Annotated in this window: 27 protein-coding genes; 10 read left to right on the forward strand and 17 right to left on the reverse strand. The window is 72.0% G+C overall.

Annotated elements, in window-relative coordinates; translation table 11 throughout:
• The first annotated feature begins 195 nt into the window (after positions 1 to 195).
• The gene (argS, locus tag JKJ07_RS18485) at positions 196 to 1,797 is read left to right on the forward strand and encodes an arginine--tRNA ligase (RefSeq protein ID WP_202992835.1); all 1,602 of its coding nucleotides are present in this window, start codon (positions 196 to 198) and stop codon (positions 1,795 to 1,797) included.
• Between the two features lies 1 nt (position 1,798).
• Here the strand turns inward: argS and JKJ07_RS18490 are convergent, their stop codons facing one another.
• The 4 genes from JKJ07_RS18490 to JKJ07_RS18505 form a co-directional block, all read right to left on the reverse strand.
• Positions 1,799 to 2,140: a hypothetical protein gene (locus JKJ07_RS18490; protein WP_202992836.1), complete on the reverse strand. Its 342-nt coding sequence runs from the start codon at positions 2,138 to 2,140 to the stop codon at positions 1,799 to 1,801.
• 80 nt (positions 2,141 to 2,220) lie between these two features.
• Positions 2,221 to 3,075, reverse strand: a complete 855-nt coding sequence (locus JKJ07_RS18495) for a MerR family transcriptional regulator (RefSeq protein WP_202992837.1) — start codon at positions 3,073 to 3,075, stop codon at positions 2,221 to 2,223.
• A gap of 43 nt (positions 3,076 to 3,118) precedes the next feature.
• Positions 3,119 to 4,552: a serine/threonine-protein kinase gene (locus JKJ07_RS18500; protein ID WP_202992838.1), complete on the reverse strand. Its 1,434-nt coding sequence runs from the start codon at positions 4,550 to 4,552 to the stop codon at positions 3,119 to 3,121.
• 166 nt (positions 4,553 to 4,718) lie between these two features.
• A complete protein-coding gene (locus JKJ07_RS18505) occupies positions 4,719 to 5,147 on the reverse strand; it encodes a hypothetical protein (protein WP_202992839.1) in 429 nt (142 codons plus the stop codon).
• A 315-nt stretch (positions 5,148 to 5,462) separates the two neighbouring features.
• Here JKJ07_RS18505 and JKJ07_RS18510 point away from each other — a divergent pair, with 315 nt between their 5' ends.
• The gene (locus tag JKJ07_RS18510; RefSeq protein WP_202993299.1) at positions 5,463 to 5,825 is read left to right on the forward strand and encodes an STAS domain-containing protein; all 363 of its coding nucleotides are present in this window, start codon (positions 5,463 to 5,465) and stop codon (positions 5,823 to 5,825) included.
• Positions 5,826 to 5,882: 57 nt separating this feature from the next.
• Here the strand turns inward: JKJ07_RS18510 and surE are convergent, their stop codons facing one another.
• Genes surE through JKJ07_RS18525 form a run of 3 tightly spaced genes read right to left on the reverse strand, consistent with a single transcriptional unit; the run spans position 5,883 to position 8,037 of the window.
• Positions 5,883 to 6,722, reverse strand: coding sequence for a 5'/3'-nucleotidase SurE (gene surE / locus JKJ07_RS18515; protein ID WP_202992840.1), 840 nt, complete (start codon positions 6,720 to 6,722; stop codon positions 5,883 to 5,885).
• Positions 6,719 to 7,651 (reverse strand): 1-phosphofructokinase family hexose kinase, encoded by a 933-nt coding sequence (locus JKJ07_RS18520; RefSeq protein ID WP_236029313.1) that lies wholly within the window; start codon positions 7,649 to 7,651, stop codon positions 6,719 to 6,721. The genes surE and JKJ07_RS18520 overlap by 4 nt, the downstream gene beginning before the upstream one ends.
• Positions 7,652 to 7,704: 53 nt before the next feature.
• A complete protein-coding gene (locus tag JKJ07_RS18525; RefSeq protein WP_236029315.1) occupies positions 7,705 to 8,037 on the reverse strand; it encodes a hypothetical protein in 333 nt (110 codons plus the stop codon).
• 176 nt (positions 8,038 to 8,213) lie between these two features.
• On the opposite strand from JKJ07_RS18525, the gene JKJ07_RS18530 reads away from it, so the two are divergent.
• Positions 8,214 to 9,149: an SMP-30/gluconolactonase/LRE family protein gene (locus JKJ07_RS18530; RefSeq protein WP_202992841.1), complete on the forward strand. Its 936-nt coding sequence runs from the start codon at positions 8,214 to 8,216 to the stop codon at positions 9,147 to 9,149.
• 3 nt (positions 9,150 to 9,152) lie between these two features.
• Here the strand turns inward: JKJ07_RS18530 and JKJ07_RS18535 are convergent, their stop codons facing one another.
• Together JKJ07_RS18535 and JKJ07_RS18540 are read right to left on the reverse strand one after the other, a co-directional pair.
• Positions 9,153 to 11,276 (reverse strand): HelD family protein, encoded by a 2,124-nt coding sequence (locus JKJ07_RS18535; RefSeq protein ID WP_202993302.1) that lies wholly within the window; start codon positions 11,274 to 11,276, stop codon positions 9,153 to 9,155.
• 282 nt (positions 11,277 to 11,558) lie between these two features.
• Positions 11,559 to 12,509: an alpha/beta fold hydrolase gene (locus JKJ07_RS18540; RefSeq protein ID WP_202993303.1), complete on the reverse strand. Its 951-nt coding sequence runs from the start codon at positions 12,507 to 12,509 to the stop codon at positions 11,559 to 11,561.
• Positions 12,510 to 12,682: 173 nt separating this feature from the next.
• Here JKJ07_RS18540 and JKJ07_RS18545 point away from each other — a divergent pair, with 173 nt between their 5' ends.
• The gene (locus JKJ07_RS18545; RefSeq protein ID WP_202992842.1) at positions 12,683 to 13,303 is read left to right on the forward strand and encodes a carbonic anhydrase; all 621 of its coding nucleotides are present in this window, start codon (positions 12,683 to 12,685) and stop codon (positions 13,301 to 13,303) included.
• Positions 13,304 to 13,420: 117 nt separating this feature from the next.
• Here JKJ07_RS18545 and JKJ07_RS18550 read toward each other — a convergent pair whose 3' ends face one another.
• Entirely contained in the window at positions 13,421 to 13,747 is a 327-nt protein-coding gene (locus JKJ07_RS18550) for a hypothetical protein (RefSeq protein ID WP_202992843.1), read from the reverse strand.
• Between the two features lie 234 nt (positions 13,748 to 13,981).
• Here JKJ07_RS18550 and JKJ07_RS18555 point away from each other — a divergent pair, with 234 nt between their 5' ends.
• Together JKJ07_RS18555 and JKJ07_RS18560 are read left to right on the forward strand one after the other, a co-directional pair.
• Positions 13,982 to 14,473, forward strand: coding sequence for a DUF3145 domain-containing protein (locus JKJ07_RS18555; protein WP_202992844.1), 492 nt, complete (start codon positions 13,982 to 13,984; stop codon positions 14,471 to 14,473).
• Positions 14,474 to 14,515: 42 nt separating this feature from the next.
• A complete protein-coding gene (locus tag JKJ07_RS18560; RefSeq protein WP_202992845.1) occupies positions 14,516 to 16,234 on the forward strand; it encodes a glycoside hydrolase family 3 protein in 1,719 nt (572 codons plus the stop codon).
• A 58-nt stretch (positions 16,235 to 16,292) separates the two neighbouring features.
• Here JKJ07_RS18560 and fabF read toward each other — a convergent pair whose 3' ends face one another.
• The 5 genes from fabF to JKJ07_RS18585 all read right to left on the reverse strand — a co-directional run bounded on the left by fabF (position 16,293) and on the right by JKJ07_RS18585 (position 20,948).
• Complete coding sequence (gene fabF / locus JKJ07_RS18565) at positions 16,293 to 17,519, reverse strand: beta-ketoacyl-ACP synthase II (RefSeq protein WP_202992846.1); 1,227 nt, start codon at positions 17,517 to 17,519, stop codon at positions 16,293 to 16,295.
• 1 nt (position 17,520) lies between these two features.
• Positions 17,521 to 17,763 carry an acyl carrier protein gene (locus tag JKJ07_RS18570; protein WP_184953034.1) on the reverse strand — a complete coding sequence of 81 codons (243 nt, stop codon included), beginning with the start codon at positions 17,761 to 17,763 and terminating at the stop codon, positions 17,521 to 17,523.
• A gap of 50 nt (positions 17,764 to 17,813) precedes the next feature.
• Positions 17,814 to 18,764 (reverse strand): beta-ketoacyl-ACP synthase III, encoded by a 951-nt coding sequence (locus JKJ07_RS18575; RefSeq protein WP_202992847.1) that lies wholly within the window; start codon positions 18,762 to 18,764, stop codon positions 17,814 to 17,816.
• Positions 18,761 to 19,705, reverse strand: coding sequence for an ACP S-malonyltransferase (locus tag JKJ07_RS18580; RefSeq protein ID WP_202992848.1), 945 nt, complete (start codon positions 19,703 to 19,705; stop codon positions 18,761 to 18,763). Before JKJ07_RS18580 ends, JKJ07_RS18575 begins: the two co-directional genes overlap by 4 nt.
• 154 nt (positions 19,706 to 19,859) lie before the next feature.
• Positions 19,860 to 20,948: a PucR family transcriptional regulator gene (locus tag JKJ07_RS18585; protein WP_438871426.1), complete on the reverse strand. Its 1,089-nt coding sequence runs from the start codon at positions 20,946 to 20,948 to the stop codon at positions 19,860 to 19,862.
• A 521-nt stretch (positions 20,949 to 21,469) separates the two neighbouring features.
• Here JKJ07_RS18585 and JKJ07_RS18590 point away from each other — a divergent pair.
• From JKJ07_RS18590 to JKJ07_RS18605, 4 genes are all read left to right on the forward strand, one after another.
• On the forward strand, positions 21,470 to 21,709 hold the full coding sequence (locus JKJ07_RS18590) for a hypothetical protein (RefSeq protein ID WP_438871419.1): 240 nt from the start codon (positions 21,470 to 21,472) through the stop codon (positions 21,707 to 21,709).
• 98 nt (positions 21,710 to 21,807) lie between these two features.
• Positions 21,808 to 22,350: a TetR/AcrR family transcriptional regulator gene (locus JKJ07_RS18595; protein ID WP_202992851.1), complete on the forward strand. Its 543-nt coding sequence runs from the start codon at positions 21,808 to 21,810 to the stop codon at positions 22,348 to 22,350.
• Between the two features lie 47 nt (positions 22,351 to 22,397).
• Complete coding sequence (locus JKJ07_RS18600; RefSeq protein ID WP_202992852.1) at positions 22,398 to 22,895, forward strand: RNA polymerase sigma factor; 498 nt, start codon at positions 22,398 to 22,400, stop codon at positions 22,893 to 22,895.
• The gene (locus JKJ07_RS18605; RefSeq protein WP_202992853.1) at positions 22,892 to 23,677 is read left to right on the forward strand and encodes a hypothetical protein; all 786 of its coding nucleotides are present in this window, start codon (positions 22,892 to 22,894) and stop codon (positions 23,675 to 23,677) included. The genes JKJ07_RS18600 and JKJ07_RS18605 overlap by 4 nt, the downstream gene beginning before the upstream one ends.
• Here the strand turns inward: JKJ07_RS18605 and JKJ07_RS18610 are convergent.
• A complete protein-coding gene (locus JKJ07_RS18610) occupies positions 23,674 to 24,342 on the reverse strand; it encodes a hypothetical protein (RefSeq protein ID WP_202992854.1) in 669 nt (222 codons plus the stop codon). The genes JKJ07_RS18605 and JKJ07_RS18610 overlap by 4 nt on opposite strands.
• Before the next feature lie 294 nt (positions 24,343 to 24,636).
• Positions 24,637 to 26,043 carry a glutamate--tRNA ligase gene (gene gltX, locus JKJ07_RS18615; protein WP_202992855.1) on the reverse strand — a complete coding sequence of 469 codons (1,407 nt, stop codon included), beginning with the start codon at positions 26,041 to 26,043 and terminating at the stop codon, positions 24,637 to 24,639.
• Positions 26,044 to 26,055 lie beyond the last annotated feature (12 nt).

The raw sequence follows: 26,055 nt of genomic DNA on the forward strand, positions 1-26,055 counted from the left end.
CAACTCACGGGACACATCTTGCTACGGCAACCGGTCCCGGATGAGCTACGGTGTGCCCATGCAGACCTTCAGCGAGCGACGCCGGCGTTCCGACGACCGCCGCTGAGTCTTTGCTGTCCCCGGCGGGTCGATCCCGCCGGTGCTCCCCTCGCGTGACCCGGTCGACCCGCTTTCGCGTACGTCGATGGGTGCGTCATGAATCTCGAAGCTCTTCTCGCCGCTCGGCTGGCGGTCGCGTTCGAGGCGGTCGCCGGTGAGCCGGTCGATCCCCTCGTCCGGGTCTCCCAGCACGCCGATTTCCAGTCCGGGGCCGCCCTCGCCCTGGCCCGCCGGCTGGGCCGGGCCCCGCGCGAGGTCGCGGCCGAGGTGCTGGCCCGCTCCGACCTGGCCGGGCTGGCCACGGCCGAGATCTCCGGCCCCGGCTTCCTCAACCTGACCGTCGACGACGCGGTGCTCGCGGCGCCGCACCCGCTCGACCCGCCGCCGGGCGCCAAGGAACGGATCGTCCTCGACTACTCGGGTCCCAACGTGGCCAAGGAGCTGCACGTCGGCCACCTGCGGTCGACGATCATCGGGGACGCGCTGGCCCGGCTGTTCACGTGGGCCGGGCACGACGTCGTACGGGTCAACCACCTCGGCGACTGGGGCACGCAGTTCGGCATGCTGATCGAGCAGATGTCCGACCTCGACGGCAGCTACTCGCTGAGCGACCTGACCGCCTTCTATCGGCGGGCGCGGGTCAGGTTCGACAGCGACCCCGACTTCCGGACCCGGGCCCGGCTGCGGGTGGTGTCGCTGCAGAACGGCGACGCGACAACCCGGGCGATGTGGCACAAACTGGTCGAGCAGTCGGAGCGGTCGTTCGTGGCCGACTACGAGCGGCTCGGCATCACGCTGACGATGGCCGACTTCAGCGGCGAGAGCTCCTATCAGGATCAGCTGGCCTCGGTGGTCGACGAGCTGACGGCCAAGGGGCTGCTGGTCGAGAGCGAGGGCGCGCTCTGCGCGTTCCCCGCCGGGTTCACCGGCCGCGACGGGGAGCCGCTCCCGCTCATCGTCCGCAAGAGCGACGGCGGTTTCGGGTACGCGGCCACGGACCTCGCCGCCCTGCGGCACCGCACCCGGGACCTGGCCGCGACCCGCCTGCTCTACGTGGTCGGCACCCCGCAGAGCAACCACTTCGCGATGGTCTTCGCGGTCGGGCGGGACGCCGGCTGGCTGCCCGGCGGGGTCACCGCCGAGCACGTCAACTTCGGCTCGGTGCTGGGGCCGGACGGCAAGATGCTCAAGACCCGGTCCGGCGACACGATCAAACTGGCCGACCTGCTGGACGAGGCGGACGAGCGGGCCACGTCGCCGGCCGTCGGGATCGGGGCCGTCAAGTACGCCGACCTGGCCAACGACCGGCGCAGCGACTACGTCTTCGACTGGGACCGGATGCTGGCCGCGACCGGCAACACCGGGCCCTACCTGCAGTACGCCCTGGCCCGGATCCGCTCGCTGCTGGCCAAGGCCGCGCACGAGCCGGGACCGGTCGTGCTGGCCGACCCGGCCGAGCGGCGGCTGGCCCTGACCCTGCTCGCCTTCGAGCCGGCCGCGGCCGCCGCGATCGAGCACCGCGAGCCGCACCGGCTGGCCGTCCACCTGCACGAGCTGGCGGTCGCCTTCACCACGTTCTACGAGAAGTGCCGCCCGATCCTCGGCTCGCCGAGCCGCCTGGCTCTCACCGCCCGCACGGGCGAGACCCTGCGGCTCGGCCTCGACCTGCTCGGCCTGCCCGTCCCCGACGAGATGTGAGCTAGGCCAGGAACGTCGACGTCGCGGCGGCCACCGCGAGCACCGTGCCGAAGGCCAGCCAGTACGGATACCGCTCGTGCCCACCCTGCCGGGCGGCGGAACCGCGGCGGACCGCCGAGACCGCCCCCGGCACCCCGAGCAGCAGCGTCCAGAACACCACCGGCAGCCACGACGGCGCCTGCGGCCGGGCGGCGCGAGCCATCTCCTCCGGGAACCGGACGAACAGCCGGGGCCGGGCCGCGGGCGGCGGGGGAGCGGGCGGGGCCTCCGGGGCGGCCGGCGTCGCCGCGGCGGCCCAGGGCGGCGTCGTCGGATACTCGGCGTACGGGAGCGGGGTTGTCATGGTTCGGGGCCTTTCGGTAGCGGCCCGGTTGCTATTCCGTGCCGCCCGGCCCCATCGGCGGGCCCCCAGAAAACCTGAGGTTAGTTTTCGGGTGCGGTTCTGATCGGCACCTGCATCTCGGTGACCCACTTGTCGAACTCGCCGGGCGGGCAGTCGAGATAGACCTCGACGGCGAAGCCCGGCTCGATCGCGCGGTAGCCGTTGTCGTCGATCCAGTTGGCGATCTTCTGCCCCGTGCGGAACGCCTCGGACATCGAGCCGTGGTGCAGCGCGGTCGCCGCCTCCTCGATCTCGGGCAGGGTCACCACCTCGAAGCCGGCGCCGGGCGGGACCTCGGCGTCGCCGATCGGGAACGCCGCGTGCACCGTGATCGTCTCGTCGCCGGGCTCGGCCGGCGCCGGCCGGTAGTAGGCGATCGGCGCCGCGGACATCGGGACCTTGTGCTGCTCCATGAGCTCCATCAGCCGCGGATAGAGCGGCGTCAGGTTCTCGCTGATCGACGTCGGGTGGTCGTAGCTGGTCGCGGTGCCCCACAGCATCGCGTACCGGGTGGCCGGGATCTTCTTGAGAACGACGTCTCCGGTGTCCATGTGCCCCTCACTCTCGATCATGCGGAGGCGGGCGTCGACCTGGGCGAGGCGTGCGGTGTCGTGGGCCATCTGGGCCGCGAGCTCGGCCCGCCGCAGGCGCAGCATGCCCCAGAGCTCGCCGGTGTCGACCTTCTCGTCGATCAGGGTCTGCACCTGATGCAGGCTGAACCCGAGATCTTTGAGGGCGGTCACCCTGTTGAGCAGGCGCAACTGCGCGGCGGTGTAGAAGCGATAGCCGCTGTGCGGATCGACGTGGGCGGGCCTGAGCAGCCCGATCGCGTCGTAGTGCCGCAGCATGCGCACGGACACGCGTCCCAGACCGGCGAACTCTCCGATGCTGAACATGGGATCACCTTCCGCCCTGACACGGTGTGAGAGTCAAGCGGCGCTACGGGTTGGCTCCCGCAGCCGCTCCGCCGTCGCCCGGATCGGTGGTCGTGGGCGGGGTGGTGGCCGGTGGTGGCGTGGTGGCCGGTGGCGGGGTCGTCGTCGTCGGGGTGGTGGGCGGCGGGGTGGTCGGCCGGCTGGTTGACGGCCGCGAGGTCGGCGTGGCCGTCGGGGTCGGGGTGGGCGTCGGCGTCGGGGTCTGCGTGCGCTGCGGCGAGTTGCCCCGCGTCGTCGTCGGGCGGTTGGTCGGCTCCTGGCTCGCCGGATCGGTGGCGTCGGTGGTCCGGTCGTCGGCCTGCTGGGACGACACGCCGCCGGGCACCGTGTTGTCGACCGGCTGCTTCTGCGCACCCTTGTCGGGCCGCAATGCGATCGCGAAGGCGAGGCCGCCGGCCAGCACGAGCAGGGCGATCACGCCCACGAGCAGGGCCGTCTGGCTGCGCGGCGGGCGCCGGGGGGTCATGCCCGTCGAGGTCAGGGACGGTCCGGCCGGCGGGGGCGGCGGCGTCGACGGGGGCAGGTCGCGGGGCAGCGGCACGGCCCGGGTCGGCGCGGCCGGGCTGAGCGGGGCCACCATCGACGTGCCGGTCAGGCGCTTCCAGTCGAGCGGGCCGGCCGCGGCGAAGGCGGCCTCGGCGAACTCGGCCGCGGTCTGGAACCGGTCGGCGGGCTGCTTGGCCATCGCCCTCTGGATGAGCTCGCGCACCTCGACCGGCACGTGCTCGGGCAGCGGCTCGGGCTCGTCCTCCAGGTGGCGCAGGGCCACCTGCAGCGCGTTGTCGCCGTCGAAGGGCGGCTCGCCGGCGATGCAGTGATAGGCCACGGCGCCGAGCGCGTAGATGTCGGTGGCGGCCGAGACGTTGCCCTTGGCGACCTGCTCGGGCGCCATGTAGAGAGCCGTGCCGACGATCGCGTTGACCGCCGTCACGCTGGTCACCGCGGCCGAGCGGGCCACCCCGAAGTCGACCAGGACGACCGTGCCGTTGGGCTTGACGATCAGGTTGCCCGGCTTGACGTCGCGATGCACCGTGCCGTTCTCGTGGGCGGCGTGCAGCGCGTCGGCCGCCTGCGCCACGATCGACATGACCTCGGTCACCGGCATCGGGCCCTGCTTGACCCGGGTCGAGAGCGGCTCGCCCTCGACGTAGGCCATGACCAGGTAGGCCATGCCCTCCTCGCCGCCGGACTCGGTGGCGCTCGCGTAGTCGTAGACCTCGACCACCCCGGGGTGGCGGAAGGCCGCCATCATCCGGGCCTCGCCGTAGAACCGGGCGGCGAACTCGGGGTCGGCCATCATGTTCGAACGCAGCACCTTGACGGCGATGACCCGGCCCAGCACGACATCGGTGCCGCGCCAGACGTCACCCATCCCGCCTGTGGCGATGCGCTCGTCCAACCGGTATCGGTTGCCGAGGAGGTGGCCGGCAGTGAGCACCAACGGACCTTATCTAATCGGGTGGCGGAGCCACAGCGGAGAGACGGCGAAACTGTAACCGGCTCACGGTCTCAGCGGGGGGTCAGAGGGGGCACCTTTCGGCCGCTCGGGTACGACGATGCCCCGGGCGGCGAAGGTGCGCCGCCCGGGGGAGATGTCGCCGGGTTCAGTTGTCGTACGTCGGGGTGACCACGACCGCCGTCTCGGCCAGCTCGAGCTCTTCCTGCTCGGCCTGGCGCTCGAGGGCGGCCCGGGCCGACTGCGCGACCGCGTAACCCACCGCCGCGCCGAGCAGGCCGACGCCGATGATCAAGCCCCACGGCCGGGCCGGCTTGCGGCCGGCCAGGGCGCCCGCCGCCGCGTTGGCACGATGCCAGGCGATGTCCGCCTTGCCGCTGGCCTTGCCGGCCAGCTTCTGGCTCTTCCGGTAGCCCTTGCCGGCGAGCTTGTGACCCTGGTCACTGGCCTTGCCGGCCAGCTTGGTCGCCTTGTCGCCGGTGTCCTTGGCCGTATCGCCCGCGGCCGCCATGGCCGCCGACAGATACTCCCAGGCCTGCGCGGCCGTCCGTTCGGTCTTGCTCTTGCTGGAGAACATCGTTGTTACCTCCCGCTCGCCGTTCGCCCTTAACCCTGCCCATGGCCGCCGTTCAGCAAACGTGTCCGGTGTGGACGCCGTCACGTTTCGGAAACGACTTGCCGTCGGCCGGTACTCTTGACCCGGTTCACACCAGGCACTCAGGTGCCTGACAGGTTCGGGTCCTAACCTTTCGGTCAGTTTCACCGAACCTTGTGGGGGTAGTCTCGACCGCCCCCGATGCGTGGGACGCACCGGGCGGACTGGGACCGCTCGGAAGTGGCTCAAGCAGGAGGAACGACGCTCGGAAGTCCCGGGCGGGTGGAGGGAATTGGCGTGACGCTGTCGATAATGACGTCGACGCTTGCCGACGACGTGGTGGAGGTCTCGCCCAGCGGCGAGATCGACGTCGAGAACGCGTACGAGATCCGCGAGGCGGTGGCGGGGCAGTTGGCCGCCGGGCATCTCGCTCGCATCGAGCTCAATCTTCAAAATGTGACCTTCATCGACTCCGTGGGCATCAGCGCGCTCGTCGCCGCTTTCCAGCTCGCGCAGGTCAGTGAGGTCAAGCTGATCGTCACGCGGCCCAGCCGCTTCGCTCATCGCCAGCTGTGGGTGACGGGGTTGCTCGGTCTCTTCGGCAATCCGCAGCCGTTCGGGGAGGCCGACGCGGCGCAGCCGGCGGTGTCCGGCATCTGAGCTCACCGAAAAGGCCGGCTCCCCACGCGGGGAGCCGGCCTTTTTGTGTGTCTGCTCTCACAGAGCCGGCGCGTGCACCGGAACCGCCTCGAGGTTGATCTTGACCTCGGTCATCTCGTGCGGCGGCCGGATCGGCGTGACCACGGCGAAGTGCTCGGCCAGGGCGGCCAGGTCGGTGTGCGGCTCCAGGGTGTCGTCCGCGGCCTGCACCGCCGTGCGCACAAAGCCCTCACCGGCCTCGGCGATGCTCACCTGCACCTGCCCGAACTGGGCCAGCGACGCCCGCCGGAGCCCGCGGATCCCGTCCAGGTGCAGGTCGGGCACGTTCAGGTTGAAGATCGTGCCGGGCGGCGTGTGCGTCAGCGTCGGCAGCAGGCGCACGGCGAGCTCGGCCGCGCTGTCCCAGTGCCGCTTCTCGTCCTCCTCGTGGTCGAGGGCGGCCAGGGCCGCGCCCCCGCTGCGCGCGGAGGAGGCCCGGGGCGAGAGCACGTCGAGCGAGACGGCGAGGCCGTGCAGACCCGCGTACGAGCCGGTCAGGGTGGCCCCGACCGTGCCCGAGTGCACGACCGCGGCGCCCGCGTTGGCGCCCCGGTTGATGCCCGACAGGATCATCTCGGGCACCTCGCCGAAGGCCTCCCGCAGGGCGAGCAGCACGATGTACGCCGGCGAGGCGGCCACCGCGTACGCGGGAATGTGCTTGGCGTGGGGCAGCTCACGCTTGTGCAGAATGATCTTGCCGTGCTCCTCGACGGCCGTCATCGCCGCGCTGCTGCCGCTGGCCTCGGTGACCGGCGCCGCGACAGTGACGTCGTGCCCCTCCCGGGCCGCCGCCCGCGCCAGCCAGCGCAGCCCGGGCGCGTCGATGCCGTCGTCGTTGGTGACCAGGATTCTCGTCATGTCGCCTTCTTGAGAGGGGTGATCTTGACTCGTTCGGTGAGCACCTGGACGGCGTCCAGATGCCCGGTGCCGAGCCCGTGCCGGGTGACGTTGAGGGCGCCGGCGGCCGCCCCGGTGCGGACGGCCTGGGTCATCTCGCCGCCCTTGGCCAGCACGGCGGCGACCCCGGCGGTCATCGAGTCGCCGGCGCCGCGGTGGTCGGCGATCGACAGCTTGGGGATGCCGACCTTGTAGATCTGCTCGTTGAACAGGGCCAGCGCGCCCGCGTCGGCCCGCGACAGCAGGGCCGCCTCGGCGCCGTCCTCGTGCAGCTTGACCAGCGCATCGGTGAGCGACTTCTCGGTCGCGTCCTTGATCATGCCGTCCCGGAGCAACTCCTCGTGGCTGACCTTGACCACGTGCAGGCCCGCCTCGAGCACGGCCTTGAGGTGGTCGCCGGACAGGTCGGCGATCACCCGGCAGCCGTGGGCCTTGAGGTCGTGGGCGAGGCGGCCGTAGACGTCGGGCCGGATCACCGAGGGGTGGGCCGGCCCGCTCAGGATCGCGTTGCCGGCCCGCAGGCCCTCGGCCAGCGCGAGGTTGTAGAGCTCGTCCAGCTCGTGCCGGGTGAACGGCGCGCCGGGCTGCTCGGCGAGCTCCTGGCGCTTGCCGTTGCGGCGGTCGTGCACGTACCAGCCGCTGCCGCTCTCGCGCGGAACCGTGCGCAGCTGCACGCCCTTGAAGTCGAGCAGCGGCTTGAGCACGCGGCCCACCTCGCCGCCGACCGCCGTGCAGAGCGTCACCTCGGCGCCGAGCGAGGTGATCATGCGGGCCTGCCAGATGCCCTGACCACCCGGATGGACGTGCAGCTCCGGCTGGTTGTGTTGCTGTTCGATGGTCACCGTCAACTGCGGTGCCGGCGCGAAGACCATCACCCGAGCGTCACCCATACGGGCATTCTTGCCCCTAGTTGGGGCGCTTCGGGCGGATTACGGCAAAAGCGTCAGAGCTCGAATCCCGCACCGGTCAGCTCGAGCACGGAATCGGTCAGCTCGGGACGCTCGCGGAGCAGGTCCTCCAGCCGTACGCGCCACTTGCCGGCCTCGACGTCGGCCGCGAACCGGTCGCCGCCGGTCTCGACCAGCGCCGTGAGCAGCCGCTGCCGGGTGTCGGCGAAGTGGCCGTACATCTCGCTGCCGAGCCGGCTCAGCACGCGCGCGGCGAACCCCTCGGATTGCGGGCTGCCCGCCGCCTGGACGAACGCGCGGGCGCCGTCCCACGCGACCCGGGGCTGGTGAATGACCGTGGCCATGATGCTGTCCTCCCGTGATGACATGGTCACCAAGCGTAGAGAGGATGCCGGGGGTGGGTCCGAAGGTCGGCACATCGCGGTGACCGGTACGAAGATCGTGCACCCTGGGATGTGATGATCGCCATAGGGCTGTCGAACCATCGGGCGGCGGCCGGGGTATGTACGCGATGACAGCAAGTTCCGCCTGGAAAGGGATATCCGTGTCCAGACGTACCCTCGCGATTGTCATCTCCACGGTGCTCGCCGTGGTGGCCGGCGCGACACCGGCCGCAGCGCACTCCTCATCGCCCTCGTCGAAGTGGCCCAGCACGCTGGCGCTGCCCGCCGGGTTCCAGCCCGAGGGCGTCGCGATAGGCGACAAGCCGTACGCGTACTTCGGCTCGCGGGTCGACGGCGACATTTACCGGGTCAGCCTGCGTACGGGGAAGGGGTCGGTTTTCAGTGAGGGCCCCGGGGCGGGCAACCCGTCGCTCGGCCTCAAGATCGGCGACCGGAACCGGCTCTTCGTGGCCGGGGGCAGCGCCGGCAGCGCCCGCGTAGTCGACCTGCGCAGCGGGCAGGTGCTCAAGTCCTACACGCTCAAGACCCCGGGCAGCACTGCCTGGTTCATCAACGACGTCGTGCTCACCCGCGACGCCGCCTGGTTCACCGACTCGGCCAACCCGGTGCTGTGGAAGGTGCCGCTCAACCTCAAGTCGGCGCCCGTGGCCGTCCCGCTCACCGGCGACATCCAGTACACGACGGGCAACAACGCGAACGGCATCTCCCGTACGCCGGACGGCCGCGCCCTGATCGTCGTCCAGTCCAACGTCGGCAAGCTTTTCAAGGTCGGCTACGACGGCCGCAGCACCGAGATCAAGCTGAACGGCACCGAGACGGTTGTCAACGGCGACGGCCTGTGGCTGCGCGGCCACCACCTCTACGTCGTGCAGAACCGGCTCAACGTGATCGCCAAGGTCTCGCTGGACAAGCGGGCCACCAAGGGCCAGGTCGTCTCCCGTACGGGCAGCGCCTCGTTCGACGTGCCGACCACGATCGCCGAGTACGGCAAGCGGTTCTACCTGCCCAACGCCCGCTTCACGACCCCGGCCGAGCCGACCACGACGTACGACGCCGTGGCCGTGCCCGTTCCGTAGGTCCTAGCCGCGCCAGCCGGGGTCGGTCCCGATCGTGGTCAGGCGCTGGGTGGCCCGGGACAGGGCGACGTAGAGGGTGCGCAGGCCGGCCGGATCCTTCGTGAGGGAGCCCGGCTCGACCAGCACCACCGCGTCGTACTCCATGCCCTTGGCCTCCAGCGCCGTGACCACCTGGACCCGCTCCGGCAGGCCGGCGACCCAGGCCGCCATCTCGTCGCGGCGCGGCACCGGGGTGATCACGCCGATCGTCCCGTCGACGTCGGCCAGCTGCTTCTCGGTCACCTCGCGGACCCGCTCGGCCAGCCGCGCGGCGTCGGTCACCACGTCGACCGGGTCGACCCCCGTGCTGCGGACCGCGGTCGGCAGCGGCAGGTCGGGCATGATCCGGCGGATCACCGAGGCGGCCACCGCGAAGATCTCCGACGAGTTCCGGTAGTTCGTGGTCAGCGCGTAGCTGTTGCGCTTGCGCGAGCCCAGCGCCTTGTCGCGGGAGCGGTCGAGCTCGTCCACGTCGCCCGACCACGCCGTCTGGGCCGGGTCGCCCACGATGGTCCACGACGCGAACGACCCGCGGCGGCCGATCATGCGCCACTGCATCGGCGAGACGTCCTGCGACTCGTCGACCACCACGTGGGCGTACTCCCGGTAGTCCTCGTCGCGCTGCACCTGCTGGGCGCGGGCCGCCGCCTGCCGCTCGTTGGCCGTGCTCAGCTCCTGGATGCCGTCACGCACGTGGAACGGGTTCTTCGTCTTGCGCTGGGGCTTGCGCGGGCGGCCCATCAGCTCGTCCAGCTCGTCGAGCAGCGCCACGTCGGCGATCGTCGGGCCCTCGGCGTCGAGCGCGTCGAACGAGCCCTGCAGGCGGCCGATCTCCTCCCGCGAGAGCAGACCGTGCGCGTACGACCGGAGGCGGCCCGGATCGGCCAGCCAGCGCAGCACACGCATCGGCGTGAACCGCGGCCACCACGCCTTGAGGAACTCGCGGAAGTCGGGCCGGTCGGCCAGCTCGGCCTCGAAATCCGGCTTCTCGGGCAGGCCGGACACCTTCTGCTGGCGGGCCTGCGCCCACAGCGCGTCGAAGACCCGGTCGAAGCCCGTGCCGCGCACCTCGTTGCGCCGGGCCCCGCGGGGCAGCGCCGAGCGGCGGATGCGGTCGAGCTCCCGCGCGTCGAGCCGCAGCAGCGTGCCCCGATAGAGCAGGCGCAGCTCGGCCGGGCCGCCGGGCACGGCGTCGTGCGAGGCCCGCTCGAGCACCCGGCGCATGCGCAGCGAGCCCTTGATCGCGGCGACGTCGCTGGGGTCGACCCGCGACGCGTCATAACCCGGCACGAGCGTGCCCAGCGAGCGCAGGGTCGCCGTGTCCTCGCCCAGCGAGGGCAGCACTGTGGCGATGTAGTCGACGAAGACGCCGGACGGGCCGACGACCAGGATGCCGCCGCCGGCGAACCGGTTGCGGTCCGAATAGAGCAGGTAGGCCGCGCGGTGCAGGGCCACGGCGGTCTTGCCGGTGCCGGGGCCGCCGGTCACGATCGTCACGCCCGAGGCGGGGGAGCGGATCGCGTCGTCCTGCTCGCGCTGGATGGTGGCGACGATGTCGCGCATGCCCCGGCCGGTGGCCTTGGACAGGCTGGCCAGCAGCGCGCCGTCGCCGACCACGCGCATGTCGGCCGGCGCGGCCTCGGGGTCGAGCAGGTCGTCCTCGATGCCGGTGACCCGCTCGCGGGTCGACTGGATCATGCGGCGGCGGACGACGCCCAGCGGCTCGGCCGGGGTGGCCCGATAGAACGCGGCGGCGGCGGGCGCCCGCCAGTCGACCACCAGCGGCTGCGAGGTGTCGTCGCGGATGCCCATGCGGCCGACGTAGTGGGTGGCCCCGGTGCCGAGGTCGAGGCGGCCGAAGACCAGCCCCTCGTGCTCGGTGTCGAGCGCGTGCCGGCGGCGGGCGGCGTGAAAGACCATCGCGTCCCGCTCGACCAGCGCGCCGAACGTGCCCACCCCGGCGAGCTGATAGCCCTCCTTCTCGGCCCGTGAGGCGTCGCGGCGGAGCTCGGCGAGCCGGGCATAGACGCGGTCGACGTGCTTCTGCTCGACCGCGATCTCCTGTTGAAGAACGGTGGCGTCGCTCAAAACGGTGAATCTCACTTTCCGGCACCCCGATGCACGCGTCCGGGCAGCGTGCTCGCATAAGGGGGCGTTCGAACTTACTCCGTGGGGGCCCGCCGCGTCTCACCCGGCCCTCATCACCGCTGGCCGAACGTCCCGCGGCGTGGAGCCACCCCAAGATCACGGCTCGAACAGGGGGCCCACCCCAACCGGGGGACCCCCACCCTCGCCCATTTTATCGAGTGGGGGCGATCTTGGAGGGCGTCGCAATTCTCGGCTGTGGACAGCGCGGAATTGTGGAAAACCCTAAGCGGCCTTCTTCAGTGTGCTAGCCGACCGGCGAGCACGGCGCGGGCGGCGGGCCGGGGTGGCGCGCTCGACGATCGCGGTCAGGGCGGCCGACACCTCGTGCGGGCGCTCCAGCGGCAGCATGTGGCCGGCCCCGGGCACCACCCGCAGGTCGGCGAAGGGCAGCGCCTCGGCAATCGAGCGGGCGCAGGCGGGCGGGGTCAGCCGGTCGCGCTCGCCGACCAGCACCGCGGCCGGCACGTCGGCCAGGGCGGTCAGTGTGTCGAGGCGTTGCTGGGCGCCGATCGAGGGGCGGAAGGCGCCGATCGAGCGCAGCGAGGCCCGGCCGAAGCTGCGCATGGCCAGGTCGAGCGCGGCCTCATCGCAGTCGTCGCCGAACAGCAGCCAGCGCACGGCCGGGCGCAGCGCGGGCAGCAGGGCGCGGTGCGGGCGCCACGGGCCGGAGCGGGCCAGCACGCCGGCGCCGATCGTCTCGCCCGCGCGCATCAGCGCCGCGATCCGGGCCGGCAGCCCGTACTGGGTGTGGGTGTGGCCCTCGGCGGTGGTCGAGACGAACAGCAGCCCGGCCACCCGCTCGGCGAACACGTCCGGGTGAGCGTGGGCGAACTCCATGATCGTCATGCCGCCCATGGAGTGGCCGCCGAGCACGACCGGGCCGGTCGGGGCGTAGCGGCGCAGCACCTCGGCGAGGTCGTCGCCCAGCTGGCCCAGCGTGGCCCCGCCGACCCCGGTGGCGCCGGAGCGGCCGTGGCCCCGGGTGTCGTAGGCGATCACGCGCGGGCGCCGGGCGCCGAGCACCCGCAGGGCGGCGATCTGGTGCTTCCACGTGCGTCTGTCCTGGCACCAGCCGTGCGCCAGCACCACGGTGAGCGGGGCGTCGGCCGGCCCGTACGCCTCGACGTGCAGCCGCACGCCGTCCGGGAGCGTCAGCTCCGAGCGCTCGGACATGGGCACCTCCGCGATCCGCATGCCCCCGGCTATACCCGCGGGTAATAAGCATCACTCGCGATCACCCGAAATGCCACTGCCGATTCGGCGCACCAGGGCCGAAAGTCCCGAGCGGAACGTGAGTTCGCTCGCACTCCCTGTTCATGCGGCCGAACTGGGCCAGAATCACTCGTATGACGACCGACCCGTCGGCGGGGCCCGCCGTTCCGATCACCAACGCCGCGGAAGCCCTGGCCGAGCTGGTCGCGGGCAACAAGCGGTTCGTCAGCGCCCGCCCCGAGCACGGGCACCGGGTCTCGGCGGCCGCCGCCTCCTCGGGCCGGCAGCAGCCGCACGCGGTGGTGCTGGGCTGCATCGACTCCCGGGTGCCGCTCGAGGCGATCTTCGACCAGACCTTCGGGTCGATCTGCGTGGTGCGCTCCGGCGGGCACGTGGTCGACCGCGCGGTGCTGGGCTCGGTCGGCTTCGCGGTGGCCGAGCTGGGCGTCCCGCTGATCATGGTGCTGGGCCACAAGCGGTGCGGCGCGGTGATGGCGTCGGTGGCCGCGCTGCGGGCCGGCGAGATCCCGGCGGGGGAGATCGGCTATCTGGTCGACGAGATCGCCCCGGCCGTGCGCGCGGTCGGCGTCGACGATCCCGACGCCGCCGAGAAGGCGATGCGGGCGCACGTGGGCCGCACGGTCCGGCGGATGGGCACGGTCGACGTGGTGGCCGACGCCGTGGCCTCGGGCCGGGTCGACGTGGTGGGCGCGGTCTACGACCTCGACACGGGCGTCGTCGAGCTGCTGCCCTGACGTCCCTTTTGTCGAGATCCTGCCCTCATGATCGCGGTGGGTTGATCTTCAAGGGGTGCGAAAAGGCGCCTGTCGGCCGTAGCCGTCAGGCGCCTTCGCGCTTCAGCGGTGAGGGGCTCAGCCCTCGAACACACCCGCGTCGACCAGACGCTTCTCGGTGGCGCCCCAGCCGTGGCTCGGGTTCGCCTCCTCGAGCGCGCCGAGCTCGGCCCGGATCTTGGCGCCGTGACCGGCGGCCGAGAGCGCCCGGATCTCCTCGACGAAAGCGTCGGAGTCGGTCTTGAGGTGCGCGGTCTTGCCGTTGGTCAGGTTCCGCACATACGCGAAGCGGCCGTTGGCGAGCGGGATGACGTACTTGTACTCACCGAGCACGCTGAGGGCGCCACCGGCGCCCTGGCCGGCGCGGACTGATGCGCGGGCGGTCTTTGAGGTGTTGCTCGCCACGGCGGCACTCCTTGGAGAAAGCAGAAAAAAGGCCTTGCCAACTCTACACGATCCTCCGGGGACCGTGCCGTCCGAGCAGGTTGAGGCGTTGAGCAGGATGTGCCACTACGGCCGATCCGATGTCGATGTTGCCGATTCTCTGGCGCACCATCCGTACCAACCGGCATCATGGGACACGATCAACCGCGGTCGAGGTCGTAGGGGAAGACGCACCTCGGTCTTCGGGAGGTCACCGTGCCAACGTGTGGCGTCGTATACGTCCACTCGACCCCACTCGCCGTGTGCCAACACGTCGAGTGGGCGATCGCGCGCGTACTGACAGCGCCGGTCACGCTGCACTGGACGCCGCAGCCGGTCGATCCCGGCATGCGGCGCGCCGAGTGCAGCTGGACCGGTCGTGCCGGTACTGGCGCCGAGCTGGCTGCTGCCCTCCGGCAGTGGCCCATGATCCGTTTCGAGGTGACCGAGGAACCGAGCCCGGGTGTGGACGGCGAGCGTTTCATGCACGTCCCGGGTCGCGGCCTCTTTCACGGGATCATGGGCGCGTCGGGCGACATCCAGATCGGCGAGGACCGGCTGCGCGCAATCATGGCCTCCGCGCGAGCGCCGGAGGCCCTTTCGCATGCCCTGGAGAAGGCGCTCGGCTCCGCCTGGGACGCCGAGCTCGAGCCCTACCGGTACGCCGGTGACGGCGCCCCCGTCACGCTGCTGACCCGGGTGGGCTGACCCGCGCGTTACGTCCGGATGGCTCCCTGATTCGATGCTGGTATGAGGATCGTCCGCGCCGCCCTGCTCCTCCCGCTCGTGCTGGCCGCCACGGCGTGCGGCTCCGACGACGCCCCGGCGCCCCAGGCCACGGTCTCGGCGCCACCGGTCGCGCCCTCGGTGCTGCCCTCCACCCCGGCCTCGGCGCCGACCGGCGACCCGGCGACGCGGGCGGCCGCCGCCGTGGCCGCGATGAGCGACACCGACCTGGCCGGGCAGGTCCTCATGCCGTACGCCTACGGCAGTGACGCGACGACGGTGGATCAGGGCTCGGCCGCGGGCAATCAGCAATTGGCCGGGGTGAACACGCCCGCCGAGATGATCGCCAAGTTCCACCTGGGCGGCCTGATCCTGGTCGGCTTCACCGCGAAGGACCCGACCGGCGCCACAAACCCGACGACGAACGTCGAGAACCCGCAGCAGGTCCGCAAGCTGACCGACGGGCTGCAGGCGGCCGCGCGGCAGCTGCCCGGCGGGGCCCCGCTGATGATCGGCACCGACCAGGAGTACGGGATCGTCACCCGCGTCACCCAGGGCGTCACGATGCTGCCCTCGGCCATGGGCGCGGGCGCGGCCGGGCAGCCCAAGCTCACCGAGGGGGCCTGGCGCGCGGCCGGCGAGGAGCTGGCCGCCATGGGCATCACCGTCGACTTCGCCCCGGTCGCCGACACGCTCGGGCCCCCGGCCAACACGGTGATCGGCTCCCGTTCGTTCGGCGCCGACGCCAAGGCCAACGCCCTGCAGGTCGCCGCAGCCGTACGGGGTCTGGAAGGGGCCGGGGTGGCGGCCGGGCTCAAGCACTTCCCGGGGCACGGCCACACCAGCGGCGACAGTCACGAGGGCCTGCCCGTGGTGACCCAGAGCAAGGCCGCCTGGACGGCTCAGGACCTGCCGCCCTTCAAGTCGGGCGTGGACGCCGGCGCGGGCGTGGTCATGTCCGGCCACCTCGACCTGCAGGCGTTCGACAAGGGCGTGCCGGCCACGTTCTCCAAGAAGCTCATGACCGACGTGCTGCGCGGGCAGCTCAAGTTCACCGGGGTCGCGGTCACCGACGCCATGAACATGCCGCCCGCGATGAAGTGGCCGCCCGGCCAGGCCGCCGTACGGGCTCTCAACGCCGGCAACGACATGTTGCTGATGCCGCCGAACATCGCGCAGGCCCGCGACGGCATCCTGGCCGGGCTCAAGGACGGCTCGCTCAAGAAGGAGCGCCTGACCGAGGCGGTCACCCGCATCCTGACGCTCAAGTTCCGCACGGCGGAGAAGAAGCAGCCGGACCTGTCGGTCGTCGCCTCCCCGGCCCACGAGCAGGCGGTCGGCGCGCTCGACGCGGCCTCGATCACGGTGCTGCGCGGGCCCTGCGCCGGGGCCCTGATGAGCGGCCCGGTCACGGTCACGTCGACGAGCGACCGTGAGGTGGCGCGGGTCACCCTCGTACGGGCTCTGCAGGCTCAGGGCTTCAAGGTGCAGGCGGCGGGCGGCACGGTGATCCACCTCGTCGGCTACGGCGACAAGACCACCGACCTCAGCCCGTCGGCGCGGGTCACGGTCATGATGGACACGCCGTATCTGCTGGCCGCGGCCAGGTCGCCGATCCTCGTGGCCACGTATTCGTCGAGCAAGCTGTCGCTGACCGCCCTGGCCGCCGTGGTGGCGGGCAAGGCCAAGGCCCCCGGCAAGTCACCCGTGGCGGTGCCCGGTTTGAAACGTACGGCCTGCTGAAAAGGGCCCGGCCTGCTGAAAGGGCCCGGCCGCAGCGGCCGGGCCCCTCGGGGAACGATCAGGCGCGGGTGAAGACCAGCGCCACGTTGTGACCGCCGAAGCCGAACGAGTTGTTCATGGCGGCGGGGATGTCGAGCTGACGGGCCTTGTGCGCCGCCACGTCGAGGTCGAGCTTGTCGTCCGGGTCGTCCAGGTTGATCGTGGGGGGAACCACGCTGTCCCGGATGGCCAGGATGGTGGCGATCGACTCGAGCGCTCCCGCTGCGCCCAGCAGGTGGCCGGACATCGACTTGGTCGAGGTGATCACCGGGTGGGTGCCCACCGCGGCCTTGATGCCGAGGATCTCGCCCATGTCGCCGGCCGGGGTCGAGGTGGCGTGGGCGTTGACGTGCACGATGTCGGCGCCGGTGAGGCCCGCGTCGAGCAGCGCCTTGCCCATCGCGCGGGCGCCGCCCTTGCACTCCGGGTCGGGCTGCACGATGTCGAAGCCGTCCGAGGTGATGCCCGCGCCGGCCAGCCGCGCGTAGATCTTCGCGCCGCGCGCCCGCGCGTGGTCGGCCCGCTCGAGCACCAGGGCGCCCGCGCCCTCGCCGAAGACGAACCCGTCGCGGCCCTTGTCCCACGGGCGGGAGGCCTTCTCCGGCTCGTCGTTGCGGGTCGACATGGCCCGCATGTTGGCGAACCCGGCGTACGGCAGCGGGTGGATGACCGCCTCGGTGCCGCCGGCCACGACCACGTCGGCCCGGCCCGACCGGATGATGTCGAGGCCCAGCGACATGGCCTCGGCGCCGGTCGCGCAGGCGCTGGCCATGGCGTGGACGCCGGCCCGGGCCTGCAACTCGATGCCGACCCAGGCGGCCGGGCCGTTCGGCATCAGCATCGGGACGGTGTGCGGGCTGACCTTGCGCTGCCCGGACTCCTCCAGGATGTCGTCCTGGTTGAGCAGGGTGAGGGCACCCCCTATCCCGCTGCCGAAGCTGACGGCCAGGCGCTCCTTGTCGAGGCCGGCCTCCTCGAGACCGGCGTCGGCCCAGGCCTGCTTGGCCGCGATCAGGGCGATCGCCTCGGAACGGTCGAGGCGGCGCATCCGGACCCGGTCGATGACCTCGGACGGGTCGACCTTGAGCTGGGCCCCGATCTTGACGGTGAGCTGATCGGCCCACTCCAGGGTGAGGCGACCCACCCCGGAGCGGCCGGCGAGCATGGCGTCCCAGGTGGACGCGACGTCCCCGCCCAACGGGGTGGTCGCGCCGAGCCCGGTGACGACGACGTCTACGTTGCTCATGTCAGTGGTTCGCCTCGATGTAGCTCACGGCGTCACCGACGGTCTTGAGGTTCTGGACCTCGTTGTCGGGGATCTTGACGCCGAACTTCTCCTCGGCGGCCACCACGACCTCGACCATGGACAGCGAGTCGACGTCCAGGTCGTCGGTGAAGGACTTGCCCTCGGCGACGTCGTCCGGGTTCACGCCGGCGACCTCCTCGAGGATCTCGGCGAGGCCCGAAGTGATCTCTTCGCGAGTAGCCATTGTCAGGTGTTTCCTCTCAAATGGTGGGGACTGCTCCGGTTGATCAACGCTTACGGACAGCGAATGACCTGGCCGGCGTAGGTGAGGCCGCCGCCGAAGCCGAAGAGCAGGACCGGGGCGCCCGAGGCGACCTCGCCGCTCTCGATCAGCTTCGACAGGGCCAGCGGCACACTGGCCGCGGAGGTGTTGCCCGAGTGCACGATGTCCTTGGCCACGACGACCTCGGGGCCCAGACCCAGCCGCTTGACGATGCCGTCGATGATGCGGGTGTTGGCCTGGTGCGGCACGAAGGCGGCCAGCTCGGACGGCTCGATGCCGGCCTTCTGGCAGGTCTCGAGCGCGAACGGGGCGAGCGCGGTGGTGGCCCAGCGGAACACCGTCTGGCCGTCCTGCTCGATGTAGGGCTGCCAGCCCTCGATCCGCAGCGCGTCGCCCTTGTCGGGGGCCGAGCCCCACAGCACCGGGCCGATGCCGGGCTGCTCGCCGTCGGCGACCCCGGTCACGATCGCGGCGCCCGCGCCGTCGCCGAAGAGCACGGCGGTTGTGCGGTTGGTCCAGTCGGTGACGTCCGACAGCTTCTCGGCGCCGATCACCAGGGCGTTGCGCGACGCGCCGGCCCGGATCGCGTGGTCGGCGGTGCCCAGGGCGTACGAGAAGCCGGAGCACGCGGTGTTGAGGTCGTACGCCGCCGGGGCGTTGATGCCGAGGCGCGCCGCGACCCGGGTCGCCACGTTGGGGCAGCGGTCGATCGAGGAGCAGGTGGCCACGGTGACCAGGTCGATGTCGGCCGCGGTCAGGCCCGAGGCGGCCAGCGCCTTCTCGGCCGCGAAGGTGGCCATGTCGGCGACCGTCTCGCCGTCGGCGATGCGCCGCTCGGAGATGCCGACCCGGCTCTTGATCCACTCGTCGTTGGTGTCGATCGTCGCCGCGAGGTCGTCGTTGGTGACGATGCGCGAGGGCTGATAGTGCCCCATCGCGAGGATGCGGGTGCCGGCGGTCATCGTGTTGCTCCTTCGATCTGGTGCCCACTGTGCCGGGCGATCAGGTCGCGCGCGGCGGGCAGGTCGTCCGGCGTGTTCAGGGTGACGATCTCAGGGGCCCCTTCGCCCTTGAGCTCGCGCTTGACCAGCCCGGCCAGGGTGCCGGCGGGCGGCAGCTCGAGCACGCCGGTGACACCGAGATCGGCCAGCGTGCGCATCACCAGATCCCAGCGGACGGGCGCGGTGACCTGGCGGACCAGGCGCTCGACCATCTCGCGGCCCCCGGTCACGGCCGTGCCGTCGAGGTCGGAGAGCAGCGTGCGGGCCGGGTCGGCGACGGTCACGCCACCGGCGACGGCGGCCAGCGCGGCCTCGGCCGGGGCCATGTAGGGCGTGTGGAAGGCGCCGGCGACCTCGAGCGCACGGACGCGGGCCTTCTCGGGCGGCTCGGCGGCCAACTGGGCCAGCCCTTCGAGCGAGCCCGCGGCGACGACCTGGCCGGTGGCGTTGCGGTTGGCCGGGTGCAGCCCGTGCTTCTCGAGCGCGGTCAGCACCTCGTCGGGGTCACCACCGAGCACGGCGCTCATCCCCGTCGGCTCGAGCGCGCAGGCGGCGGCCATCTCCCTCCCCCGTACGCCGGCCAGGGCGATCGCGGCCTCGGCCGAGAGCACGCCGGCGAGGGCCGTCGCGCCCAGCTCGCCCACGCTGTGCCCGGCGACCACGTCGACCTGCTCCAGCGGCAACTCGCCCGCGGCGAGCAGGGCGGCCGCGACCAGCAGCGGCTGCGTACGGGCGGTGTCCTTGATCTCGTCGGCCTCGGCGACGGTGCCGAGGTGCAGCAGGTCGACCCCGGCGAGCGCGGACCACCAGCGCAGCTTGGTGTCGGCGCCGGGCAGGTCGAGCCACGGAGTCAGGAAGCCGGGCTTCTGGGAACCCTGGCCGGGGGAGAGAACGGCGAGCACGTCTTCGACTCTTCCGGATCGGTCGCGGTTGCGGGGCTGGCGGCGTCTACCAAACCCTACGACTGCCGTTGTGGGAACCCTACAAACGTGCCCGGAAATCACTCCTTTTTGTCCGGAATTGAAGGCCTGCGAGCGGCGCGTTCGCCGAGGTGAGCTACGTCGCAGGATCGAGGCGCCCCACGGCCAGCGCGATCCGCAGGGCGAACGCGTCCCGCCCGTCCAGCGGCGACAGGCCGGTGACCTCGGTGACCCGTTTGAGGCGGTAACGGATGGTGTTCGGATGCACGAAGAGCTCGCGGGCGGCGCTCTCGAGCACCCCGCCGGTGGCGAAGAAGGCGTCCAGCGTCTCGATCAGCCCGCTGCCGGCCCGGGTCAAAGCTCCGTACGCGTCGTGACGCAGCGTGCGGCGCGCCTCCATGTCGCCGGCCAGGGCCCGCTCGGGCAAGAGGTCGTCGGCGGCCACCGGATTCGGCGCGCCGGGCCAGGCCGGGGCCGCGCGATAACCGGCCAGGGCGGCCCGGGCCGACTCGGTGGCCTGGTCGAGCGACGGCACGGCCGGGCCGACCACGATCGGGCCCTCGCCGAACGTCTCCGCCAGCGAGCCCGCGATGGCCACCGGGTCGGTCGCGCCACCCATCACCACGACCAGCCGGTCGCCGTGCACCCCGCCGATCACCTCGATGCGGGCCCGGCGCGCGGCCCGATAGACCGCGTGCAGCACTGCCGTGATGTCGCCGCCCGGCGAACGCCCCACGACCACGGCCACCGGCGGGGCGTCGGCCCAGCCGAGGGCGGCGGCCCGGCTGGCCAGCACGTCGGAGGAGTCGCCACGCAGCAGGGCGTCGACCAGCAGGGCCTGCAGCCGCGCGTCCCAGGCCCCCCGCGACTCGGCGGCGCGCGCGTAGACCCGGGCCGCGGAGAAGGCGATCTCGCGCGAGAACTTGAGGATCGCCTGCAGCAGCGGCTCCTCCTCACCCTGCGCGGCGAGCGCGGCCACCTCGGCCTCGGCCACGTCGATCGTGACCTTGATCAGCTGCACCGTCTGGGTCAGCGTGATCGACCGGGCCAGCGCCCGCGGCGCGGCGGCGAACACCTCGTCGGAGATCTCCTGCGTGGCCGCCGCGACCACGCCGCCCGAGCGCAGCCACTCCACCAGGGAGCGGACACCGGCCTGGGCCACGAGCATGACCTGCGACCGCTGATCGGCCGGGAGGGCCCGGAACCAGGGCAACGTCTCGTCCATCCGCGCCACGGCCGAGGTGGCCAGCACGCCGGCGTGCCGCTCGATCCGCCGCAGGGTGGCGGCGGGGGGCGGTTTGGCGGCTCCCCTGGGGGGTGCGGTCTCGGACACGCCCCCAGGGTGCCACGGGCGCGGTGACAGCCCGGTGCCAGCGTGTCTGGATCTTCCTGCTCACCGTTGACTTGGCCCTCCGCCGCCGACCACCCACCCGGGGGGCTTCCGGGGGAACTTAGCGGCGAAGTCAAATTGGCGGGCCGAGTTGTCCACAGGGGCGATGGGCGGGGTGGCGGTTGTCCACAGGCGGGGTCTTTTGGCGCGGTTTCTGTGGGAGTGGCGTGAGTCGCGTCTGCGTGGTTTGTACCGATTTAGGCCTATAGTCCGGAGTAGCGGTGAGCCCCTGCCCCGACTTCGGTCGGTGACCTGGCATGGTGTCGTCCTAGCGTCGCCAGACTTGCGGCCGCCGGGGGTAAAAGCGGGCCGCGAGCTGCCGATCATTGAGCGCGAACATGCTGAGGGGAGGCGAGATGACGGAACGGGACAACGAGACCGTGCCGGCCGTGGAGACGGCGGCCACGGCCCTTCCGGCGGTCGCCGTGCCGGCAGTCGAGGAGCTACCGGCCGACCAGGACGAGGTGGGTCCGGGTCCGAGCCGGGGCGCTTGCCGCACCGAGTTGCGGGGCTGGGCGGGCGCCCACCTGCACGGCGCGGTGCGTCCGCGTCGCCGGGCCGCGGGTCGCGGCCGCCCGCCGGGCCGCTGGTGCTGACCGGCCTCGCGGGGCCCGCTCACCCGACCGGGTGAGCCGGGCGGGGGCTGGTGGGCGCGTCCCGGCCGACGGCCCGCCGGGCCGGGAACGGTGAACCGGTGGACGACAAGAGACGGCTGATTCTCGACCAGGCGATGGCCCTGGTCGACGAGCGTGGCCTCGCCGCCATGTCGATGCGGGCCGTGGCCGAGCGGGTCGGGCTCACGTCGATGGCCCTCTACCCGTACGTGGGTGGCAAGGACGCCCTGCTCGACGGGTTGGTCGACCTGCTCGGCCTGGAGCTCGGCGACGACGTGGGCGGCGAGCGGCCGGACGACTGGCGGCATCGGCTGCGAGCGCTCGGCCGGGCCGTACGGGGGCTGGCCAAGCGGCATCCGGGCGCCTTCCCGCTGCTGCTCAACCGGCCCGCCGGCGCCTCGGCCTCCTGGCTGACCGCCGCCCTGCGCGGGATCCTGCACGACGCGCGGGTGCCCGACGAGCACATCCCGCGGCTGGCCCGCATGATCCTCGCCTTTCTGCTGGGCTACGCGACAGGCGAAGTGACCGGTGCGACCACCGTGGCGACCGACAGCGACGACGAGTTCGAGGCCGACCTGGCCGATCTCGTACGCCTGGTGGAGGTCGCCGTTCGAGTCGCGTGATCGGCGTTCGGCACCGATCGGGGGCGTTTCCCGCCTATAAAGGGCCTATGTCCGGCGACAAGAAATCTGTCGAGAGCGACGACGTGGCCCTGCGCGAGTTCGTGGCCAGTCGCCTGCCCCAGCTGCGCCGTACGGCCTTTTTGATGTGCGGCGACTGGCAGATGGCCGCCGAGCTGACCCGGGAGACCCTGGCCCGCCTGGTGGCCGACAGCCGGCGCGGCGCGGTGGCCGACCCGGACGTCTTCGCCTGGTCCGAGCTGATGGAGGCGTGCCGCCGCCGCAACCGGCGCCGCGAGCACGTCTTCGTGGCCTCGGCCGGGGCGGCCGGCGTCGAGGCCGAGTCGATCCTGCTGCTGGACGCCCTGCACAAGCTCACCCCGCGCTGCCGGGCCGTGCTGGTGCTGCGCTACTGGGACGGCTTCGACGTGGACGCCACGGGCGCGATGCTCGACCTGGCCGACGAGCAGGTCTCCGCGTACGAGCGGGCCGGCCTGGCCGCCCTGGAGAAGCTGCTCAGCGAGTCCGAGGCAGCGATGGCCGGATGAGCGCGCCGCTGAGCCAGCTGCTGGAGCACGTGCTCGAGGGCGAGCCGCCGGTGGGCGACGAGGTCGACGCCGTCCTCCGCCGGGCCGACAAGCTGCGCCGCCGCCGTACGCAGGGAATTCTGGGTCTGGGCGCGGTGACCGCGGGCATCATCGTCGCGCTCGGCTACGTGCTGACCTCGACCCTGCTGGCGCCCCGCCCGGCCACGCTCGAGGCGGTCCCGACCACGGCCGGCATCGTCGCGGTGACGCCGCCGCCCCTGCTCAGCCGCGCCCCGGCAACCGCCCCGGCGGCGTCGGACGCAGTGCTCGAGGTGATCGAGCCGCTGGTCGAGGGGCGTGAGCTGCGGATCGTGGCGGGGTCGGCCGAGCGGGGCAACGGCTGGCGGCGGTACGAGATCGCCGACGTGGACGGGCGGTCCCGCGGCACCGTCGAGGTCGCCGTGTTCGACGTACGCAAGAAGTGGTGTTTCCCCGTGGCGGCGGACCCGGACGAGTGCGCCCGCCCCGACCGCGCGGCCGGCCTGGAGTTCGTCCGCTACGACGACGTCAGCGACGCCGACCGGCAGGTGCGGCAGACCATCGCCCGGCGGCTCGGCGACGGCCGTACGGTGGCCGTGATGGCTGCCGGGGAGCGAGACGCCGGGGCGCAGCGCGGCAAGCCGGGGCTCACCGGCGCCCAGGTCGAGCAGGTCGCCACCGACGAGCGGGTGTTCGACGCCTTCGGCCGCAAGGAGGCCTGCGGCAAGGGGTGCCCCGATTTCAGCACCCCGGTCGAGGACTAGACCCGGCGGCGGATCAGGAACGCGATGCCCGCCAGGCCGGCGAAGATGACGACCAGCACCGCGCCGTTGAGCAGGAAGAGCCGGCGGATGTCGCCGAGCACCTGGTCGACGCCCCCGGCCGCCTCGGTGTCGACGTCGAGATCCTGACCGACGCCACCGCCGATGCCGCCGCCGACCACGTCCGGCTTCGCCTTGAGCGGCACGCCGCTGACCCGCAGCGTCTCGGGCATGGTGAGCCGGCCGTAGAACCAGCCCTCGGCCGCCTTCTTGCCGCCCGGCTGCTTGGCCGGGCGGTGCGCCCGCGGGCCGCCGGCCGCCGAGGGGAACACCTCGTACGTCTGCAGGCCGGTCTTGCCGGACAGCACGGTGAGCGTGTATTTCGCGCCGAGCTTGTCGGCGGGCAGCGCGGCCGTCTGCGACCGGGCCGAGAACATCCAGTTGACCTCGCTCAGCAGGCTCGAGAAGAGCCGCTTGCTCTCGGCCTGGGTGATGACGATCTTGTCGTCGATGCCCTTGCCGGTGATCTGGATGATGTTCGGCTTCGGTGCCGGCTTCGGCGCGCCCTCCGCGTGGGCGGCGGCGGGTGCGAGCCCGATCGCCATCGCGGCCGTCGCCACGAGCACTCCGGTCGCCGCCGCGAACCGCGTGATCGCCCCTCGAACCATCGTCCGGCCTCCCCGCCCCGTGGTGGACATGGCTGCGCGAGCCATCAGCCGCGCACCTGCCGTGGCGCGACCGAGACCCTCAGCCTTCCCGAGCCGAGGCCCGGACGCATCTCGGGCCGCACGAATTGTTGTCATCCGGAGGATGACTTTCGAGACGACGACGGCCGTTGATCAGTGGCGAGATAGTACCGACTCCCCGCAACCCGAAAGGGGCCCGGTCACCCGCTCAGCGGATTTCACCACCGTTACGGCGGCGGGCGAATGGCCGACCGGACCCCAAATGCGGTAGAAGGGTCAAAGGCGGGCACGAGCCGCCCGGAGCCGCGCCAGCGTGCGCTCCTTGCCCAGCACCTCGATCGACTCGAAGAGCGGGAGCCCCACCGAGCGGCCGGTCACCGCGACCCGTACGGGGGCCTGGGTCTTGCCCAGCTTGAGCTCGCGAGCCAGGCCCACGGCCTCCAGCGCGCCCTTGAGCGGCTCGGCCGACCACTCGTCGAGCGCGTCGAACGCGGCGACCGTGGCGTCCAGGATGTCGGCCGCGCCCTCCTTCATCGCCTTGGCCCACGACGCCTCGTCGATCGCGGGCTCGTCGAGGAAGAAGAAGTCGACGTACTCCACGATCTCGGACAGCACGGCGATGCGGGTCTGCGCGAGCGGCGCGACCGCGGTGAACGTCTCGGCGTCGAACGCGGCCTGCGACCACGGCGGAGCCGGGATGGTGTCGGTGCCGTTCAGCCACGGCGTGCAGAGCTGGATGAACTCCTCGACCGAGAGCGCTCGGATGTAGTCGCCGTTGAACGCGCGCAGCTTCTTGATGTCGAAGAACGCGGAGGCGTGGTTGACGTCCTCGAGGCGGAACTCCTCCTCGATGACCTCCCAGGGCACGATCTCGCGGTCGTCGCTGGGCGCCCAGCCGAGCAGCATCAGGTAGTTCTTCATCGCCGCGGCCAGGTAGCCCTCGTCGCGGTAGCTCTCCAGGGCCACCTTGTCGCGGCGCTTGGACAGCTTCTGCCGCTTCTCGTTGACGATGACCGGCACGTGCGCCCAGACCGGCGGGGTCTGGCCCAGCGCCTCCCACAGCAGCTGCTGCTTCGGCGTGTTGGGCAGGTGCTCCTCGGCCCGGATGACGTGGTTGATGCCCATCGTCATGTCGTCGATGACGTTGGCCAGCAGGAACAGCGGGGAGCCGTCGCTGCGGGCGATGACGAAGTCCTCGATCAGCTTGTTCTCGAAGGTGGGCTTGCCGCGCACCAGGTCGACCACCACGGTCTCGCCCTCGTCGGGCGTGCGGAAGCGCAGCGCGCGGCCCTCGCCCGGCCCGAGGCCCCGGTCGCGGCAGAAGCCGTCGTAGCCGGTGTGCTGGTTGCCGGTGCGGGCGATGACGTCCTCGCGCTTGCAGTCGCAGTAATACGCCTTGCCCTCGCCGTAGAGCCGGGTGACGGCGGCGGCGTGGTCCGGCGCGTAGGAGGACTGGTAGTACGGCCCCTCGTACGACCCGCGTTCGATCCCGATCCAGTCGAGCGCCTGCAGGATGCCCTCGGTCCACTCGGGACGGTTGCGGGCGGCGTCGGTGTCCTCGATCCGGAGCACGAAGACGCCGTCGTGCTGCTTGGCGTAGATCCAGTTCTGCAGCGCCGTGCGGGCGCCGCCGACGTGGAACATGCCGGTCGGGGAGGGGGCGAAGCGTACGCGAACAGTCACCCGCTCAGACTA

The sequence above is a fragment of the Paractinoplanes lichenicola genome, from assembly GCF_016785085.1.
Taxonomy (GTDB): domain Bacteria; phylum Actinomycetota; class Actinomycetes; order Mycobacteriales; family Micromonosporaceae; genus Actinoplanes; species Actinoplanes lichenicola.

What these genes read in the sequence shown, in the direction of transcription:
- argS (WP_202992835.1), top strand. Translation starts at nt 196, where the DNA reads ATGAATCTCGAAGCTCTTCTCGCCGCTCGGCTGGCGGTCGCGTTCGAG.
- JKJ07_RS18490 (WP_202992836.1), bottom strand. Translation starts at nt 2,140, where the DNA reads ATGACAACCCCGCTCCCGTACGCCGAGTATCCGACGACGCCGCCCTGG.
- JKJ07_RS18495 (WP_202992837.1), bottom strand. Translation starts at nt 3,075, where the DNA reads ATGTTCAGCATCGGAGAGTTCGCCGGTCTGGGACGCGTGTCCGTGCGC.
- JKJ07_RS18505 (WP_202992839.1), bottom strand. Translation starts at nt 5,147, where the DNA reads ATGTTCTCCAGCAAGAGCAAGACCGAACGGACGGCCGCGCAGGCCTGG.
- surE (WP_202992840.1), bottom strand. Translation starts at nt 6,722, where the DNA reads ATGACGAGAATCCTGGTCACCAACGACGACGGCATCGACGCGCCCGGG.
- JKJ07_RS18520 (WP_236029313.1), bottom strand. Translation starts at nt 7,651, where the DNA reads ATGGGTGACGCTCGGGTGATGGTCTTCGCGCCGGCACCGCAGTTGACG.
- JKJ07_RS18525 (WP_236029315.1), bottom strand. Translation starts at nt 8,037, where the DNA reads ATGTCATCACGGGAGGACAGCATCATGGCCACGGTCATTCACCAGCCC.
- JKJ07_RS18540 (WP_202993303.1), bottom strand. Translation starts at nt 12,509, where the DNA reads ATGTCCGAGCGCTCGGAGCTGACGCTCCCGGACGGCGTGCGGCTGCAC.
- JKJ07_RS18545 (WP_202992842.1), top strand. Translation starts at nt 12,683, where the DNA reads ATGACGACCGACCCGTCGGCGGGGCCCGCCGTTCCGATCACCAACGCC.
- JKJ07_RS18560 (WP_202992845.1), top strand. Translation starts at nt 14,516, where the DNA reads ATGAGGATCGTCCGCGCCGCCCTGCTCCTCCCGCTCGTGCTGGCCGCC.
- fabF (WP_202992846.1), bottom strand. Translation starts at nt 17,519, where the DNA reads ATGAGCAACGTAGACGTCGTCGTCACCGGGCTCGGCGCGACCACCCCG.
- JKJ07_RS18570 (WP_184953034.1), bottom strand. Translation starts at nt 17,763, where the DNA reads ATGGCTACTCGCGAAGAGATCACTTCGGGCCTCGCCGAGATCCTCGAG.
- JKJ07_RS18575 (WP_202992847.1), bottom strand. Translation starts at nt 18,764, where the DNA reads ATGACCGCCGGCACCCGCATCCTCGCGATGGGGCACTATCAGCCCTCG.
- JKJ07_RS18585 (WP_438871426.1), bottom strand. Translation starts at nt 20,948, where the DNA reads ATGGACGAGACGTTGCCCTGGTTCCGGGCCCTCCCGGCCGATCAGCGG.
- JKJ07_RS18590 (WP_438871419.1), top strand. Translation starts at nt 21,470, where the DNA reads ATGACGGAACGGGACAACGAGACCGTGCCGGCCGTGGAGACGGCGGCC.
- JKJ07_RS18600 (WP_202992852.1), top strand. Translation starts at nt 22,398, where the DNA reads ATGTCCGGCGACAAGAAATCTGTCGAGAGCGACGACGTGGCCCTGCGC.
- JKJ07_RS18605 (WP_202992853.1), top strand. Translation starts at nt 22,892, where the DNA reads ATGAGCGCGCCGCTGAGCCAGCTGCTGGAGCACGTGCTCGAGGGCGAG.
- JKJ07_RS18610 (WP_202992854.1), bottom strand. Translation starts at nt 24,342, where the DNA reads ATGGTTCGAGGGGCGATCACGCGGTTCGCGGCGGCGACCGGAGTGCTC.